This window comes from Bacillus sp. FSL K6-2431 (assembly GCF_038005165.1).
In the GTDB taxonomy this organism is placed as follows: Bacteria; Bacillota; Bacilli; order Bacillales; family Bacillaceae; genus Bacillus; species Bacillus pumilus.
Genome location: NZ_JBBOSQ010000001.1, coordinates 2,829,045 through 2,845,315 on the forward strand (window position 1 = coordinate 2,829,045; position 16,271 = coordinate 2,845,315).

Annotated in this window: 18 protein-coding genes; 11 read left to right on the forward strand and 7 right to left on the reverse strand. The window is 41.4% G+C overall.

The genetic code is table 11. The features are described 5' to 3' along the window. The first annotated feature begins 88 nt into the window (after nt 1–88). From MHH40_RS14095 to MHH40_RS14125, 7 genes are all read left to right on the forward strand, one after another. On the forward strand, nt 89–658 hold the full coding sequence (locus MHH40_RS14095; protein WP_050944106.1) for a cob(I)yrinic acid a,c-diamide adenosyltransferase: 570 nt from the start codon (nt 89–91) through the stop codon (nt 656–658). A gap of 166 nt (nt 659–824) precedes the next feature. Continuing rightward, the gene (locus MHH40_RS14100; RefSeq protein ID WP_050944105.1) at nt 825–1,217 is read left to right on the forward strand and encodes a hypothetical protein; all 393 of its coding nucleotides are present in this window, start codon (nt 825–827) and stop codon (nt 1,215–1,217) included. A 15-nt stretch (nt 1,218–1,232) separates the two neighbouring features. Beyond that, nucleotides 1,233–1,898, forward strand: coding sequence for a stress responsive protein LiaH (liaH, locus tag MHH40_RS14105; RefSeq protein ID WP_003213665.1), 666 nt, complete (start codon nt 1,233–1,235; stop codon nt 1,896–1,898). 111 nt (nt 1,899–2,009) lie between these two features. Continuing rightward, the gene (gene liaG, locus MHH40_RS14110; RefSeq protein WP_050944104.1) at nt 2,010–2,879 is read left to right on the forward strand and encodes a LiaG family protein; all 870 of its coding nucleotides are present in this window, start codon (nt 2,010–2,012) and stop codon (nt 2,877–2,879) included. 30 nt (nt 2,880–2,909) lie between these two features. Continuing rightward, the gene (liaF, locus tag MHH40_RS14115) at nt 2,910–3,674 is read left to right on the forward strand and encodes a cell wall-active antibiotics response protein LiaF (protein ID WP_034620120.1); all 765 of its coding nucleotides are present in this window, start codon (nt 2,910–2,912) and stop codon (nt 3,672–3,674) included. Then, a complete protein-coding gene (gene liaS / locus MHH40_RS14120; protein ID WP_003212649.1) occupies nt 3,671–4,735 on the forward strand; it encodes a two-component system sensor histidine kinase LiaS in 1,065 nt (354 codons plus the stop codon). The genes liaF and liaS overlap by 4 nt, the downstream gene beginning before the upstream one ends. Continuing rightward, a complete protein-coding gene (locus MHH40_RS14125) occupies nt 4,732–5,367 on the forward strand; it encodes a response regulator (RefSeq protein ID WP_003213157.1) in 636 nt (211 codons plus the stop codon). The genes liaS and MHH40_RS14125 overlap by 4 nt, the downstream gene beginning before the upstream one ends. A gap of 47 nt (nt 5,368–5,414) precedes the next feature. Here the strand turns inward: MHH40_RS14125 and MHH40_RS14130 are convergent, their stop codons facing one another. The 4 genes from MHH40_RS14130 to MHH40_RS14145 are packed head-to-tail and all read right to left on the reverse strand — an operon-like array spanning nt 5,415 to nt 9,444. Next, entirely contained in the window at nt 5,415–5,783 is a 369-nt protein-coding gene (locus MHH40_RS14130) for a hypothetical protein (RefSeq protein ID WP_012011213.1), read from the reverse strand. 37 nt (nt 5,784–5,820) lie between these two features. Further along, nucleotides 5,821–6,942 carry a Ger(x)C family spore germination protein gene (locus MHH40_RS14135; protein ID WP_050944103.1) on the reverse strand — a complete coding sequence of 374 codons (1,122 nt, stop codon included), beginning with the start codon at nt 6,940–6,942 and terminating at the stop codon, nt 5,821–5,823. Further along, on the reverse strand, nt 6,939–8,033 hold the full coding sequence (locus MHH40_RS14140) for a GerAB/ArcD/ProY family transporter (protein ID WP_050944102.1): 1,095 nt from the start codon (nt 8,031–8,033) through the stop codon (nt 6,939–6,941). The genes MHH40_RS14135 and MHH40_RS14140 overlap by 4 nt, the downstream gene beginning before the upstream one ends. Continuing rightward, a complete protein-coding gene (locus tag MHH40_RS14145; RefSeq protein ID WP_050944101.1) occupies nt 8,020–9,444 on the reverse strand; it encodes a spore germination protein in 1,425 nt (474 codons plus the stop codon). Before MHH40_RS14145 ends, MHH40_RS14140 begins: the two co-directional genes overlap by 14 nt. Before the next feature lie 114 nt (nt 9,445–9,558). Between MHH40_RS14145 and MHH40_RS14150 the strand changes: the two genes are divergently transcribed. Beyond that, complete coding sequence (locus MHH40_RS14150) at nt 9,559–9,726, forward strand: YvzF family protein (protein ID WP_003213147.1); 168 nt, start codon at nt 9,559–9,561, stop codon at nt 9,724–9,726. An 88-nt stretch (nt 9,727–9,814) separates the two neighbouring features. Next, complete coding sequence (gene fumC, locus MHH40_RS14155) at nt 9,815–11,209, forward strand: class II fumarate hydratase (protein ID WP_050944100.1); 1,395 nt, start codon at nt 9,815–9,817, stop codon at nt 11,207–11,209. 79 nt (nt 11,210–11,288) lie between these two features. Here the strand turns inward: fumC and MHH40_RS14160 are convergent, their stop codons facing one another. Further along, a complete protein-coding gene (locus MHH40_RS14160; RefSeq protein WP_050944099.1) occupies nt 11,289–12,167 on the reverse strand; it encodes a TetR/AcrR family transcriptional regulator in 879 nt (292 codons plus the stop codon). A 192-nt stretch (nt 12,168–12,359) separates the two neighbouring features. Here MHH40_RS14160 and spxO point away from each other — a divergent pair, with 192 nt between their 5' ends. Next, entirely contained in the window at nt 12,360–12,524 is a 165-nt protein-coding gene (spxO, locus tag MHH40_RS14165) for an anti-adapter protein SpxO (RefSeq protein WP_003212782.1), read from the forward strand. A 20-nt stretch (nt 12,525–12,544) separates the two neighbouring features. Here the strand turns inward: spxO and MHH40_RS14170 are convergent, their stop codons facing one another. Next, nucleotides 12,545–13,876: a sensor histidine kinase gene (locus MHH40_RS14170; RefSeq protein ID WP_050944098.1), complete on the reverse strand. Its 1,332-nt coding sequence runs from the start codon at nt 13,874–13,876 to the stop codon at nt 12,545–12,547. Continuing rightward, nucleotides 13,873–14,550: a response regulator transcription factor gene (locus tag MHH40_RS14175; RefSeq protein WP_050944097.1), complete on the reverse strand. Its 678-nt coding sequence runs from the start codon at nt 14,548–14,550 to the stop codon at nt 13,873–13,875. The genes MHH40_RS14170 and MHH40_RS14175 overlap by 4 nt, the downstream gene beginning before the upstream one ends. A gap of 336 nt (nt 14,551–14,886) precedes the next feature. Between MHH40_RS14175 and MHH40_RS14180 the strand changes: the two genes are divergently transcribed. Next, complete coding sequence (locus MHH40_RS14180; protein ID WP_050944096.1) at nt 14,887–16,257, forward strand: S1C family serine protease; 1,371 nt, start codon at nt 14,887–14,889, stop codon at nt 16,255–16,257. Nucleotides 16,258–16,271: the final 14 nt, after the last annotated feature.

Consider the following 16,271-nt stretch of genomic DNA (forward strand, 5'->3'; position numbering starts at 1 on the left):
GCGATCACAGTACTTTAGTTAAACAAATACATCCTTTTCACTTCAGGTTATACTAAAAGGACAAAGCAAAAGAAAAGGAGGAATACCAATGAAACTTTATACAAAAACAGGGGATCAAGGTCAAACAGGCTTGATCGGCGGGAGAGCCGATAAGGATGATGTGAGAGTAGAGGCATACGGCACGTTAGATGAGGCGAATAGCTTCATTGGACTCGCACATGCACTTTTACGTCAGCATGGCGAATTGTTTCAAGACATTTTGTCAGAGCTGATTGTGATACAGCACGAGCTGTTTGACTGCGGCGGTGATTTGGCAGCAGTCAAACCACCGAAAGAAGGTAAATTAACTGAAGCGTCTGTAGCAGTCCTTGAGCAAAGAATGGATGACTATGTAGAAGAAGCCGCGCCTCTCACGAAGTTTATTTTACCGGGCGGTCAGGAAGGTGCAGCTCTCTTACATGTGGCGCGGACAGTCGTCAGAAGAGCAGAGCGGCATATGGTGACGCTTGCGAAGCAGGAGGAGATTCCAGCAGTTGCGCTCACTTATGTAAACCGGCTCTCTGACTATTTATTTGCAGCCGCCCGAATCGTGAATCATCGGCTCGGTGAAGCGGATGTTGAATATGAACGAAGTGCAAACGTATTTCGGTCTAAATAAAGGAAAGCACTCTTCAAATGAGAAGAGTGCTTTTTTATTGGGTTCTACCGCTCAGTCTGAGCGAAGTTACGACTCTGGTCGCAATGAAAGATCAATCTGCGACACGTTTTGCCAGCTTTCTTTTTTGACTATAGTAAAAGCAAGGAGAAAGAAAGGAGGCATGAAGATGAAAATAACAAGTAAAACCATCATCGGTTCGATTTTAATGTTTGTCGGTCTATCCATCTTCTTCGGTGGCTCACTAGGAGGGCTGATCCCAATTCTGATTGGGGCGTGGCTCATCTATGTAGGTGTAAAGAAATATGAAAAAGGCAGTAAAACCTTCGGCGTCATTCTAGCAGTCATTGGTGTCATGATCGTTGTGCAAGCTCTTCCATTTATCCTTGGAATCGCACTAGCTGGGTGGCTTCTCTACTTCGGCTGGACGATGATCAATGGTAAACAGGCAAAAGAATCATCAAGTAGATCATATATGGAGCCAAACACGTCACCGAAAATGGAAGAACCTATGCACACGTCATTTGATCAAGAATGGGAAGACTTTTTAAAGAAAAAATAAGAGGAGGAAATTCAAATGGTATTCAGAAGAATGAGAGATATGTTTGTTGCAACGGTCAATGAGGGCTTAGATAAAATGGAGAATCCACGTGTCATGCTGAATCAGTACGTTCGTGATATGGAGGACGATATTGCCAAAGCGAAACATGCGATCATCAAACAGCAAACGATTCAACAAGGCTTCCTGCGCAAAGCAGAAGAGACGGAAGCATTTGCTGATAAAAGAAAGAAGCAGGCTGAGCTGGCATTTCATGCAGGAGAAGAAGAATTAGCACGAAAAGCGCTCACAGAAATGAAGTATTTTGAAGAAAAGCATCAGGAATATCAGGAAGCTTATCAGCAATCTGTGAAACAATTAAAAGAGCTGAAAGAGCAATTGCAACAGTTAGAAACGAAGCTGCGTGATATTAAAGACAAGAAGCAGGCACTCATAGCAAGAGCAAATGCCGCACAGGCAAAGCAGCATATGAACGAATCTATGAATAAAGTAGATAGTGAAAGTGCATATAAAGAATTTCTTCGAATGGAGAACCGTATCGAAGAAATGGAGACAAAAGCGGGCAGCTATACACAATTTGAGGATCAAGGAGCATATGCTCATCTAGACTATGCTGATGAGGTTGAAAAAGAATGGCAGAAGCTCAAGCTGGAGAAGAAGCCTGAGCAGCAGCAAGCAAACTAAGAAATCAATGGCAGATCGGAAGAAAAGCAGGATTTTTCTTCCGATATTTGATTTCTTTCTGTTTCGCTTTTCCTTATAATGAAAAGGTCAGAAGATAAAGGGATGGTATGAATGAAGCGATTAATTGGTCTAATTTGTATACTCGTAGGTGTCTTTTTAATGATTGGGATGCTTTTCAAAAACGAAAATCTCTTTCATTTGAGTTTCTCCCGTGAAAAACCAGTCACAACAGCTTCAGCGAAAAAAGATGAAATTGATCAATTAGATATTTCTCTTTCTGGATTTCGCGTGAAGGTAAAACCTGAAAATCGTTCCGATATTTCCGTGATGGTCGTAGGTGGAAAAGGGAAAATGTATGCGGAACAAACAGGCAGTACATTTAAAATCCGTGCTGAAAATAAAGGATTCTTGTTTTTCACTTCATTTGAAAAAGGAGAACTCTTAGTCAAAATGCCAACAGATTATCATAAAAATGTGAAGATTACGGGTGGAAGCGGGGTCAGTGAGATGGACGGCGAAGGGAAGCTGGCACTTGAAGATGTGATCCTCAAATCAACAAGCGGAAACCTCAATGCCGAGAATTTCTCAGCAAACAATGTCGAAATCAAAGCGACATCTGGCAGACTCTCTGTGTCTCACATCGATGCGAAAAATAGCGATATTGGAGCAACCTCAGGGCGTGCCGATATTAAAGATGTCAAAGGCGAAATGCAGCTAGAAATGACAAGTGGTAGATTAACGGCAAGTTTTGATACCATTGAATCACCTGTCTCTTTTCACATGACATCAGGCAGCGCAAAATTTAACCTGCCGGATGAAGGAGATTTTAATGTCCAAGTGAAAAAAACAAGTGGAAGTGTCGATCACACCTATCACTTTGATCAAGCAGATAGTGAAGGTCGAGGCTTTACAGGCACGCGGGGAAAAGGGACACACTTAGTCGATATTGAAATGACAAGCGGAAACTTAAAGCTGCGGTAATGAACGAAACAAAGGAAGGAGGCGAGTCAACTGCGTTTTTCAAGGAATCAAATTTTAGGCATCATTGTCGTGATTTTTGGTATTAATCTATTTCTCAAAATTATTGGGATCGGAGCCGATTTGTTTTGGCCTGTGTTTTTTGCGCTTGCGGGCTATTGGCTGCACTCAAGATCCAAACGTTGGCTCGGTTCAGTTTCCTATATTTTTGCCGGCTTTCTCTTTTTAAAATTCCTGCTCAATATTACATTTAGTCTCACAGGATATTTATTTGCGGCCTTTTTGATATATGCCGGCTATCGCTTATTGAAAAACAAACCTGTTTTTGATGTCGATAAAAAGGAAGCACCGGAGAGCGATAAGCCTTCATTGAAAGTCAATCTTGAAAAAGAGGGCGAGCAAAAGAAAACAAAGAGCCAGACAAAGCCGCGCAAGGAGCATGACTTTTTTATCGGTGAAGTCAGGCTGATGAAAAAGCCGTTTCAATTAAGTGATTTGACGATTTCAGGGTTTATCGGGGATGTCAAAATCGACTTATCAAAGGCCATCATCGCAGAAGAAGAGAGCACGATCGTGATAAGCGGGCTCATCGGAGATGTGGATATTTTCGTACCGCAGGATATTGAAGTATGTGTGAGTGCTTCAGCTGCCATTGGTGATATGAAAATTATTGATGAAAAAAGAAGCGGATTCGGCAGTAAAGTGTATGTGATGACAGACAATTACGATGAGAGCAAACGAAAAGTGAAAATCTCCATCTCTTTACTGATCGGAGATGTGGATGTGAGATACTTATGAGGAAACTCCATCTAGGTATCCAGTGGCAATCTATTCGTCTTGGAGTAGGGATCTCGCTTGGTGTTGTCATCATGACGATGCTGCCCATGTTTTTTTATTATCAGCTTGATCCGATGATTCTCCTCTCTACCCGCTGGTTTGGCATCCCGTTTTTTTGTATTTTACTGATCATTAGTCTTGCCATTGGGTTTTCTGCCTCACATGTATTTGGCTATCAGCATAAAAAGCGTCTTGATCAGCTTGTAGAGTCGATTTTAAAGTTTGAAAATGGGAACTTTGCATACAGACTGCCGTCTCTTGGCGACGATGAAATTGGCTTAGCGGCTGATCAATTAAATGAAATGGCGAAACGAGTGGAAGGTCAAGTAGCCTCTTTGCAAAAGCTCTCGAATGAGCGGGCAGAATGGCAGGTGCAAATGAAAAAGTCGGTCGTCTCAGAAGAACGTCAGCGTTTAGCACGAGAACTGCATGATGCGGTTAGCCAGCAGTTATTTGCGATCTCGATGATGACCTCTGCGATTCTTGAAGTCATGAAGGAAAAGGATGAAAAGATTTTAAAGCAAATGCGCCTAGTCGAACGAATGGCTGGCGATGCACAAAATGAAATGCGTGCGCTTTTGCTTCATCTCAGACCGATCACCCTTGAAGGAAAAGACTTGAAAAAGGGCTTGATTGAGCTCCTAAATGAATTTCAAGCAAAACAGCCGATTGATATTGATTGGGAAATAGAAGATGATGTTCCGCTCTCAAAAGGAGTAGAGGATCACCTCTTCCGAATTGTACAGGAAGCCCTGTCAAATGTATTCAGGCATGCAAAGGCGACAAAGGTGACGGTTCGTCTGCTCATTCGAAATCGGCAGGTGCAGCTGAAGATTATCGACAATGGGATCGGCTTTCAAACCGATCATGTGAAGACGGCCTCCTACGGACTGGAATCAATTCGTGAAAGAACAAGTGAAGTAGGCGGTGTCGCAGAGATTATGTCATTTGAGGGAAAAGGAACACAAATTGATGTGAAGGTTCCCATTTTTGATGAAGGAAAAGGAGAGAACGTTCGATGATTCGAGTGCTTTTAATCGACGATCACGAAATGGTTAGAATGGGGCTTGCTGCTTTTTTAGAGGCACAGGCTGATATTGAAGTCATTGGTGAAGCGTCAGATGGACAAAAAGGTGTAGAGCTCGCAGTTGAATTAAGGCCAGATGTCATTTTAATGGATCTTGTCATGGAAGGCATGGATGGCATCGAAGCAACGAAAAGAATTTGTCAGGAAATTGAAGATGCTCGAATTATCGTTCTGACGAGCTTTATTGACGATGATAAAGTTTATCCAGTGATTGAAGCAGGTGCTTTAAGTTATTTATTAAAAACATCCAAGGCAGGAGAAATTGCAGATGCCATTCGGTCTGCAAGTATCGGCGAACCAAGACTAGAATCAAAAGTAGCTGGAAAGGTGATGAATAAACTTCGTCATTCCTCAAATGGATCGATCCTTCATGATGCATTAACAGCAAGGGAAATGGAAATCTTGAAGCTGATTGCCGATGGGAAATCGAATAAGGTCATCGCTGAGGAACTATTTATTACAATTAAAACAGTGAAGACACATATTACGAACATTCTTTCCAAACTTGATGTAGAAGATCGGACGCAAGCGGCTGTGTATGCACATCGTCATAAGCTGATCCAATAAAATAAAAAAACAGCTTTCAAAAGAAAGCTGCTAGAACATGCGTAAGTTTAGTCCTTCTGTCCTGTGATCGGACGTTCGGATAGTTGATGGAGCTCAGGAACTGGAAAAGCCTCCTGCTCCTCGGCCGATTTGTCTTCTAGGGCTTTCTTCATCTCGGATAATAGCTTTACGCTCTCCTTTGCCAAAGCTGCCTTTTTCTCTTGCAAACCAATGATCTGTGAAAGTCCGACGAATATACCGCCTCCAATAAGAAGGAGCGCAGGGGTTTGTCCATAATAGATCACGATCAAAAATGTGCTTGAAAAGCTGTCGGCTTCAATGAAGAAATCTTCTTTTGATTGCATGAATACAACGACTAACAGGAGTATTCCTAGAATCAAAAATAGAATGCCGGCCGAAAGTAAAGCTCGTTTCATGATTGACACCCTTTTTTTCTTACCATTTTAACATACTCTATAAGGATTGTGTTGCGCCCTTAGTCCCGAAGTCACGGATTTTCACATTTGCTTTGTAACGAATATCTGATTCACTAAAAATTTCATCCCAATGTTTTGCTTCTTTTCGAAAATCCTTCGGGTAGGCAATACTCGCCTTTTGATAGAATCCGCAAATATCTGCTTTGATCTCGTGCTGTAATTCACCGATGAAATCTTTAACGCTTGTCTCTATTCGACGCTTGACAACGCCTTCAATTTCTCTGAGATACTTTTCATTAAAAGCGTTCTCACGTTCATTCCAATCCTCAGACAATCGTCCATCAAGTTCCACTGACACATCAAATTGATATTTTCCGCTGGCTGATTTATTGGTTTTAATATGGTGCTTGAGTTTGAATATCTCAAAAGAGTAGATGCTGTGTTCATATTCAAATTCAATGACTCCACCCAGTCCGTCTCCAGTTAACAGATTGTATGACTGTACTGCTAACGGAGAGATATTGGTGAGAAATCGCTTATTCTTAATAATAGAGGCTCCATCGATCATTAATTTTCCTTGATCGACGCTGACTTTCGGAATAGCGAAAGATACATTGTTTTGCATGGCAGAAGAAATATCTCCTAATGAGCTAGTCTTAAACATGCGAATGGTTGATTTTCTATTCTCAGAAAGATCGTATAAGGTCGTAGAGGCTGGCTGTCCGTCGTCATTGATTTTCAGCATGTCTCCAGGATTCTTAGAGGTCATAAAGACGAGGCCTCCTCTCCTCGTTTCATTGTCTCGAATGAATTGATTAATGACGAGGTCGAAATCATTCTCATTGATGAGTTCCTCAGAAAACAAAAACACCCGTAGCTGCTGTGCGAAAATGCGATGGCTTTTCAGCGCCGTTGTGCGGAATATTTGATGCACAGAATCCCCGTTTGTTTCAATGATTTTCGTAGGGTCTTTGATGTTTGATTCCTGAGAAATCTTTTGAGGAACGAGGACTTGCATAGATACCTTTAATTTATTCCCTTGGTCCCCTTTGTCTACTGCAAATCCAATCGCCATGTTAAGCTCCTCAATATTTGTGCTATCCCAACAACCACTTAATAGAACCAGCGTCAAAAGAGCAACAGCTGCTTTTTTTTTCATGTTGTGTTCCGCCTCCTTTTGAAAAACACGATGATAAATAAGAGAAACGGGAGAATGCCGAACAGCAGGAAAAAGAGGTTGTTCACATAGGTTAAATAATTTCGCACTGTATCGACATCCTTTGGAAAAATCGCTGCAAAGTAAATGACAATTCCCATTAAAACAAGGACCACTTTTTTAGGAAACTTGGTCAGTTTAGACACCCCGATTGCAGCAAAAAATGTATATCCGACAAAGCTTGTATAAAGCTGAATCAGCCAAACGATAAGCAAAAAGGAGTCAATTCGTTCAATAAAAATCCCCTGAATATCAAATGATTGAAATAAGGCAATGGTCGGCCAAGTCAAAGTCGCCGTTTCTTTAACAGTCAGCGCACCAATCACCATCATATAAGTGAAAATATAAATAATCGCAGGAATCAAAAAGCCGACTGTCCCATAAGCAAAGGTGTGTTTTTGTGTGTTCAGATAAGCAGGCATAAACAGTATCATTTCAATGCCGACAAACGATATGGCAGATGCATTCAAGGAATTGAAGACAGGGGAGAACCCCTCTCCTAAAACGGGACGGAGGTTATCTAACTTAAATTCTTGGAGACTAAGTCCATAAGCGACAAATAAGATGATGAGCGTCACAATCAGTATAAAAGGGAAAAGCCGGGCTAAATCACCAATTCCGCCAATCACCAGATAAAACCCAACTACAATAAAGCTGATCATTGTCACGGCTACTGGCGTGTTTTGAAGCAGAAAGAATTTGACCATTTCCGACATCGCGCGTACTTCATAGCTGGCGACGCCAAGAAAATAAATAATAATCATGAGATTGGCAAGAGCGCCCAGCCATTTCCCAAGCCCTTCGTTCGTATAATCATAATAAGAGGAGAAGGGGACTTTTTTCATCATCAGGACATTTGCAAAAATAAACACTATGTAAATGACACTCATAAGTAAGAGTGCAATCCAGCCGTCAGGTGTAGCCGCAGCCTGAGCCATCGATCTTGGCAGAATCATCATACTTGCGCCTAGTGTTGTATTTGCAATAATGGCACTTGCCTGATAGCTTGATATCGACTCTTTATGATTGACCATCTCGTTCTCCTTTCTGTTGATTTTTTAAGGGCAATCGAATAATGGAATTGTCCTCGTTTTTATAGCTGAACACAAAATCTGGTGAGAAATACGGTGTGCCAAAACTTTTTTGCCGTGTGAGATGAGTAAGGAGTACGAGCATAAACAGCACAATCCCGTATAAACCAAAGGTAGCCGCAGCAAACATGGACACAAAGCGGAGCACACGAAAGGACATGCCCATCCCGTATTGAGGAACAGTAAAGGACGCAAGGGCCATCACGCTGACGATAATCACCATGATCGAGCTCACAATATGAGCCTGAACGGCTGCCTGGCCAATAACAACCCCGCCAACAAGTCCGATCGTTTGACCGAGCGGGTTTGGCAGCCTTAAGCCGGCTTCCCGCAGGAGCTCAATCGTCATCTCCATGATGAGTGCCTCCACAATAGGCGGAAAGGGGACATTTTCTCTTGTACTTGAGATCGAAATAGCCAGAGTTGTTGGTAAAAGTCCTTGATGGAACGACACAAGCGCAATATAAATGGCTGATAAAAATAATGTCAGAAAGATCGAGGTAAACCGCAGCATACGAATGAGAGAGGCGGCGATCCATCTTTCATAATAATCATCAGGTGATTGCATAATCGTCGCGAGCGAAGCAGGTACAATTAACACAAAAGGTGAATGATCGACAAAAATGGCGACCCGGCCATTATTTAAAGCAGACGCGACTTTATCCGGCCGTTCTGTGTTTTGAATTTGTGGGAAAGGAGAGTACACATTGTCTTCAATGAGCTCCTCAAGAACACCAGAGTCTTGTATATCATCAATGGTGACTTGCTTGAGCCGTTTTTTTACCTCTTTTAAAACAGAGGTTTCAACGATACCGTCAATGTACATGATGGTCACTTGGGTGTATTTCTTTTCCCCGATCTTCATGTTTACTGTTTTGAGGTCAGGGTTTTTCAAGCGCTGTCGCACGAGAGCTAAGTTCGTGTTTAAATCTTCAATGAAGCCAACTTTCGGCCCTCTTACGACTGTTTCAGATGTAGAATCCCCTAAACTGCGTTTCTTCGTTCCATGCGTTTCTAAAATATACGCATGCTGAAATCCATTAATCAGCACCACGCAATGCCCTTCAAAAATCGCATCGATCAATTCTTCAGAGGTCTTCACCGAACGTGTCGTCATCATGGATAAATTAGCTTCCAACTTCTCTTTTGTAAGAGAGGTATGATCTTGGAGAAGCAGCTTTAAAAAGGTTTGAATCTCCATCTTTTCGTTCATTTCTTTTATGTATAAATAGTAAACAACCTGCCCGTGAGGCAGCGTTTTTTTCTCATGGACCAAATCATCCATTTCCTTTAATTGCGGGAGAATGACGGAGAGATTATCGTATAAGTGTTCTTTCAATGGAGTCTGATTCAAAAGGATCACCCACCTCAAATAACTTTTTCTTAGCATTACCTGCTTGAAAAAACAATATTCTGTGTTACATTATTTTGTGGTAAAAGAAAGAATGAGGGTTTTGGAGGAAACAAGATGGCACAAATTCGTTTAGCAGGAACAAAAGAGGAGATTGACCGTATTCTACAGTCGTTTGACAAGCATTATGAAGTGACATATACATCAAAGGATTACGGAAAAACGAACCCAAAATACAAATATTCGAAAGATGTCCGCGTTTATATTGAACTAAAATTAAAATAAAGATAAAATTTTAATTGAAAACGCTTAAAGGATTTTCGTTTTTTGTATAGAATAGAGTTGAGTGTATAAAGCTATGGAGGGATACATAATGACAGAATTTAGAATCGAAAAAGATACAATGGGCGAAATCAAGGTGCCAAAGGACAAGTTCTGGGGTGCACAAACACAACGAAGCAAAGAAAATTTCAAAATCGGTTCTGAGAAAATGCCAAAGGAAGTTGTGAATGCGTTTGCAATTTTGAAACGTAGCACAGCGATTGCCAACGAACGTCTTGGCAACCTTGAGAGCGAAAAAGCAGAAGCAATTGCTGCTGTATGTGATGACATCATCAGCGGAAAGTATGACGAGCATTTCCCGCTTGTTGTATGGCAGACAGGTAGCGGGACACAAAGTAACATGAATATGAACGAAGTCGTTGCAAATAGAGCAACTGCTTACTTGAAAGATAAAAATAGTGAGTTCAGCATTCATCCGAATGATGACGTCAACCGCAGCCAAAGCTCAAATGACACATTCCCAACTGCTATGCACGTGGCAGCTGTTTTAGCTGTGTACAAAAAATTATTGCCTGCGATTGATCAATTAAGAGCGACTCTTGATGAGAAGGCAAAAGCATATCAAGGGATTGTTAAAATCGGTCGTACGCATTTGCAAGACGCAACTCCACTGACAGTAGGTCAAGAAATTAGCGGCTGGGTGTACATGCTGGACCGTTCAAAAGAAATGATTCTAGAATCAACTGAAAAAATGAGAGAGCTTGCGATTGGCGGAACAGCTGTTGGTACAGGAATTAACGCACATCCTGAGTTTGGTCAATATGTCGCTGAGGAAATCAGCAAGCTGACAGGTCAAAATTTCAATTCTTCACCAAACAAATTCCATGCGCTGACAAGCCATGATGAAATTACGTATGCACACGGTGCCCTAAAAGCACTTGCAGCTGATTTAATGAAAATTGCCAACGATGTGAGATGGCTGGCAAGTGGTCCTCGCTGCGGAATTGGTGAATTGATCATTCCTGAAAATGAGCCAGGAAGCTCCATTATGCCAGGTAAAGTCAACCCAACTCAAAGTGAAGCATTAACAATGATTGCAGCACAAATCATGGGGAATGACGCAACAATCGGTTTTGCCGCGAGCCAAGGAAACTTTGAGCTGAACGTATTTAAGCCGGTCATCATCTATAACTTCTTGCAATCAGTTGAATTACTTGCTGACGGCATGAACTCATTCCATGACAAGTGTGCAGTTGGAATCGAACCAAACCTAGAAACAATCGAGAAAAACTTGAACGATTCATTGATGCTTGTGACGGCACTTAACCCGCACATCGGATATGAAAATGCAGCGAAAATTGCAAAGCTTGCTCACAAAGAAGGATTAACGTTAAAAGAAGCAGCACTTCAATTAGAGCTGTTAACAGAAGAGCAGTTTGAAGAGTTTGTGAAACCAGAAGAAATGGTGACACCGAAAGCAAAATAAAAACCAGGGGCGGCTGCCCTTGGTTTTTTTCATTGAATGTGATGTGGACAAAAATGAAACCCAGGTTCTGCCTTGGGTTCTACAAATGATCCTCTTTCAAAATACGCAAAAGTGACTCAGATACGGATTGGAGCGGTGCGAACAATTTCAGTTGATGCAGCATACCTTTCACGATGACTTGTCTAGGTTTTTGTTTGTTTAATTCATTTTCTAGAATGCCGAGTGCTTCAAATAAATCAGGCTCGTCTTTCACTTCATAGTGTGCTTCAGCCTGCTCTCTTAATTCTTTTAAAAGAGATTCTGTCAGCGGGTCGAATGACCGTTCATAAATAGGACCAAACCAATCGCTCGCTTGATCTACAGAGATGAGCGGAAGATCATGTCGCGCCATCATACCGCCCATCAAATCATCGATACGGTGAATCATCGTTGCGGCTAGCTCCTCAGCCTCCAGCTGAAAATCATATAAAATCGCAAGCTCGAAATAAACGTGGCTCATGCCCTCAATTGTCAAACAAAGATCAGCCATATAAGGAATCGCTGCATCTCCATATACCTGCTTAATGTTATCAATGTGAAGCTGAATGGTGGCAAGTCTGATTTGTTTTGCGAGCTGCTGCGTTTCTTCATTCATTGGCAGTGCTCGATCGCTCAGCTGCATTTTAATAAAATCCTTTTGCTGCAAAATATTATCGTAGTAGACAGTAAGCTGCTTGCGGTAGGCTTCCTTTGGTGTGCCGCCCTCTGTTTGAACCTCGTGGATCCGGGTAAATACCTTATCGTAATAGTAATGTAAGATTGAAATGAGCAGTGCTTCCTTTGATTTAAAATAAAGATAAAAAGCACCCTTTGACATGTGGCATTCATCCGCAATTTCCTGAACAGACGTTGTATTGTAGCCTTTACTGGCAAACAATTTCATGCCAGCCTCAATGATCATTTTCTCTTTCTTTTTCAATATGAATGTCATCCTTTCTTACCGAGAGACAAATGTCTTAGGAAACGTGCGCAAAGAGATGTGACTTATCGGTCATAAACGACGAAAGTTTTCAAAAATTAATCAGATTGTAACTTGTTTTTTACAGTGTAATTCTTTATATTATAAAGTAAGGTGACCAACTGGTCAAAAAATGTGAAAGGATGATGTTCCATGAGAGAAATCGATGATATGATAAGACGCTTGCGAACAAAAGGAATTCAAGTAGAAAAAGTCAAAATGCCGAAAGAGACAACCATTGAAAAGAAATGGATGTATCAAGCCGGCAAGAAAATCAAAGCCACATACCGTGATTTCAATGGGTATTCATTCATCTAAAAAAGACTGCGGTCAAAAACCTACAGTCTCTTCTTTGGTACCGTGATCGTATAACGTACACCTAGATCATCATTTTCAATTGATATAGACGCTTGATGCATGGAGAGAATTTTTTTGACAATGCTTAATCCAATACCGAATTCGCCCTTTTTTCCCTTACTAAAAGGTTCGTATAGGCTGGATAGCATATGTTCTTCAATTGGAGGACCGTCATTACGAATGACAATGCGTATTTGATCCTCTTCCTGTTTCATTTGAATATCAATTTTCCTTTTTGCGTAGCGAAGTTGATTTTCTAGGACATTTTCAAATAATTTGCTCCATTGTTCTGGATCGCCTTCAAGAGCAGCCTCATCATCTAAGTCCACGTTCCACTGTAATTCATTTTTCGACCAGCGTATTCGGTCGACCACTTCCAGCATCGTATTACTGAGTAGGAAGGAAGCATGTGCAGGGTGTTGATTTGATAAATAATCAAGCTTTGTTAAGTACAGCAAATCCTTGATTTTCTTCTCAAGCTTTTCCGCTTCACCTTCAATGACTTCCACTGTTTGTTCAAGATCTCCCTTAGGAAAAATACCATCTTTAATCGACTGCGTATAGCCGCGGATGACCATGACAGGTGTCTTTAAGTCATGTGATATATTTTGCAAAAGAGTCCGTTCTGTTTCATCCTTTTGAATGAGTTTTTGTCTCATTTCTTCAATGGTATGACCAAGCTTTCCGATTTCATCTTGCCGGTCAACGATGACAGGATCGTCCCAGTCCTCTTGTGCAATCCGCTTCACGTGTTTTTCAAACGCAACGATTGGACGGGATAAGTAGCGGGCAAGCCAAATCGATGGAATCCAGCTTAATAAAATAACGGTGCCCAAGATAAAGATCAGCTGTTTAAACAGCGTAAAGGACAGGTCATCTCGATAAGAGTCTGGCGCATAAGACAAAAGAATATATTGTGTATTGTCTGTTGATACTTTTTTGATGACAAAAAAGATGTGCTGGCCATTCACCTCTTCAGAATAGCGTTTCGTTGCGCTTTTTTGTTTTTTCACAAAGGCTTGGATTTTCTCAATAAAGGCGTGCGGGAAAAACTGCCCCATTTGGTTTAATTCATCTGACGGAATCAGAATGTGTTGCACCGAGCGGTTTTCCGGTGTCGACTTTGGCGAGCCGTCTCGGTTCAACGGATATTCTGTGAGCACCTGCTGTTCATTTTCGATATTTTTATAAATTTCATTCGTGAAAAAATTTCGTAATGTATTGGAAAATAGGATGATCAGAACAATCGAGATGGTGAGCAAAATACCAGAGATGACGATCCAAATTTGAAAAGCGAGTGGTTTGTTCTTCATCCTTTTAGCATCCTATAGCCAAATCCATAGATGGTCTCGACCTTTAAGTCGGGCATTTTTTTGCGTAATCGTCTGACAAGGTCATCGACCACACGATCTGTCCCGAAGTAATCGTGTCCCCAAATTTTGATGAGGATATCTTCACGAGAAAAAGCATGTCCTTGATGATGTGTAAATAAAAGCAGCAAGTCAAATTCCTTAGAAGTTAAGTTAATCAGCTGATCTCCTTCATACACCTCTCTTATATCCTCATGAATGACATATGAGGAGACGGGTGTGACACTTTGCTGCTGCGGAGTATCGCTGTTTTTGTACACAAGCTCAAGCAGCTTTTGCACCCGAATGATCAGCTCGCGCGGAAGAAATGGCTTCGCAATATAGTCACTGCTTCCTAGCTCTAAACCGAGGACACGATCGATATCTGCGTCGCGTGCTGAAATGAAAATGACCGGTACGTCAGGTGATGCGGCTTTGATTTCTTTAATCAGTGTGTAGCCATCTGTATCAGGCAGCATGATATCTAAAATCCATAGATGCGGCGGCTTATTCATTGCTTCGCGTGCCGCTTCTCCGGTTAAAAAAGAGGAGACATTCCAATTTTCACTTTCTAAATATTTGGTTAAAAGTTCGTTTAAGTTTTGTTCATCTTCCACTAAATAAATGGTGTACGACAAAGTCTTCCACATCCTCTCAACGTCATTATAACGGGATACAAAGGCGGCATGTCAACAATCACATGCTTTTTTCACAATTTCACATATTCTTCTCATTATTATCCCATAATGTTTGTTTATGATAAGCTCAAGGGAAAAAAGGGCATAGACAAAAGGCAGATCAATAGGTGCTTTTCACGAATGTGCGCACCTTGCTTTTTTTCTATGAATAAGTATTATATAATTTGACATATTGTCATGTAGTATCTTCAATGATGTTGCCATTAAGAGGACATGAGTCCGATCTACACATATGAATCAAGCAAGTCATGAACATGATGTAAAGGAGTGTAAGCGATGGATTTCCGAAGAGAAGATGAAGAGAAGAAGTTGAATCAACAAGAAGATGTACATCAAGAGAATGAGAAACAAATAGACGAACCTGAAAAAGAAAAGGAACTCGTTTTTCAACCTCATGAAAACGAAGCTTCTGCCACTCAGGAGAGTGTGACAAACCATTCTCCTCAAATGGGGGATGACCGTGTGTCGAAAAAGGAGAAAAAGCGGAAAGCAGCATGGCTCAGTCCGATCCTTGGAGGAATTATTGGCGGAGGCCTTGTGCTTGGCATTACACCGCTTTTGCCGCAGTCACAGAACACAGCAGCAAACACTCAAACGCAAACAGCGTCAAGTGAACCGGCAGCCTCTGAAAATTTCTCAACAAAACAAATCACCAATGCCACGAATGTTTCTGATATGGTAGAAGATTTAGAGCCAACCATTGTGGGAGTCTCAAACTACCAATCTACCCAAAATTCGTTTGGCCTTAGCGGTGATTCAACAGAAGCTGAAGCTGGAACGGGTTCTGGTGTCATCTTTAAAAAAGATGGCAAAAAAGCGTACATTATTACAAATAACCACGTAGTCGAGGGTGCCAATAAATTGAAGGTCACACTTTATGACGGAAAAACAAAAGACGCGAAGCTTGTCGGCAGTGACGTGATGACAGATTTAGCTGTTGTCGAAATCAATGCAGACGGCATTGATAAAGTGGCGAGCTTTGGTGATTCTTCTAAGCTCCGTGCTGGAGACAAAGTGATTGCAATTGGGAACCCGCTTGGTGCCCAGTTCTCTGGTACTGTGACAGAAGGGATTATTAGTGGTCTTGATCGTACAGTTGAAGCGAACACATCATCTGGTACGGTGGAAATGAATGTACTGCAAACAGATGCAGCGATCAATCCAGGAAACAGCGGTGGACCGCTTATCAATACAGATGGTCAAGTCATTGGTATCAATAGCTTAAAAATTAGCGAAAGCGGTGTGGAATCACTCGGCTTTGCGATTCCAAGTAACGATGTCAAACCGATTGTAGATGAGCTGTTGAAAAACGGAAAGGTTGAACGTCCTTATCTTGGCGTACAAATGATTGACCTTGAGCAAGTGCCTGAAACGTATCAAGAAAATACGCTCGGCCTATTTGATAAACAAATCGGCAAAGGGATTTACGTAAAGGATGTATCAAAAGGATCACCTGCACAAAAAGCAGGCTTGAAGTCTGGAGATGTCATCATCAAGTTTAAAGGGAAAAACGTAGCGAATAGCTCTCAGCTGAAAGAAATTTTGTACAAAGAAACAAAAGTCGGCGATAAAACGACAATGACTGTTATTCGTGAAGGGAAAAACAAAAATCTAGACATTACCCTCGGACAGTCTGAAACAGAATAAATGAAAAAACAGGT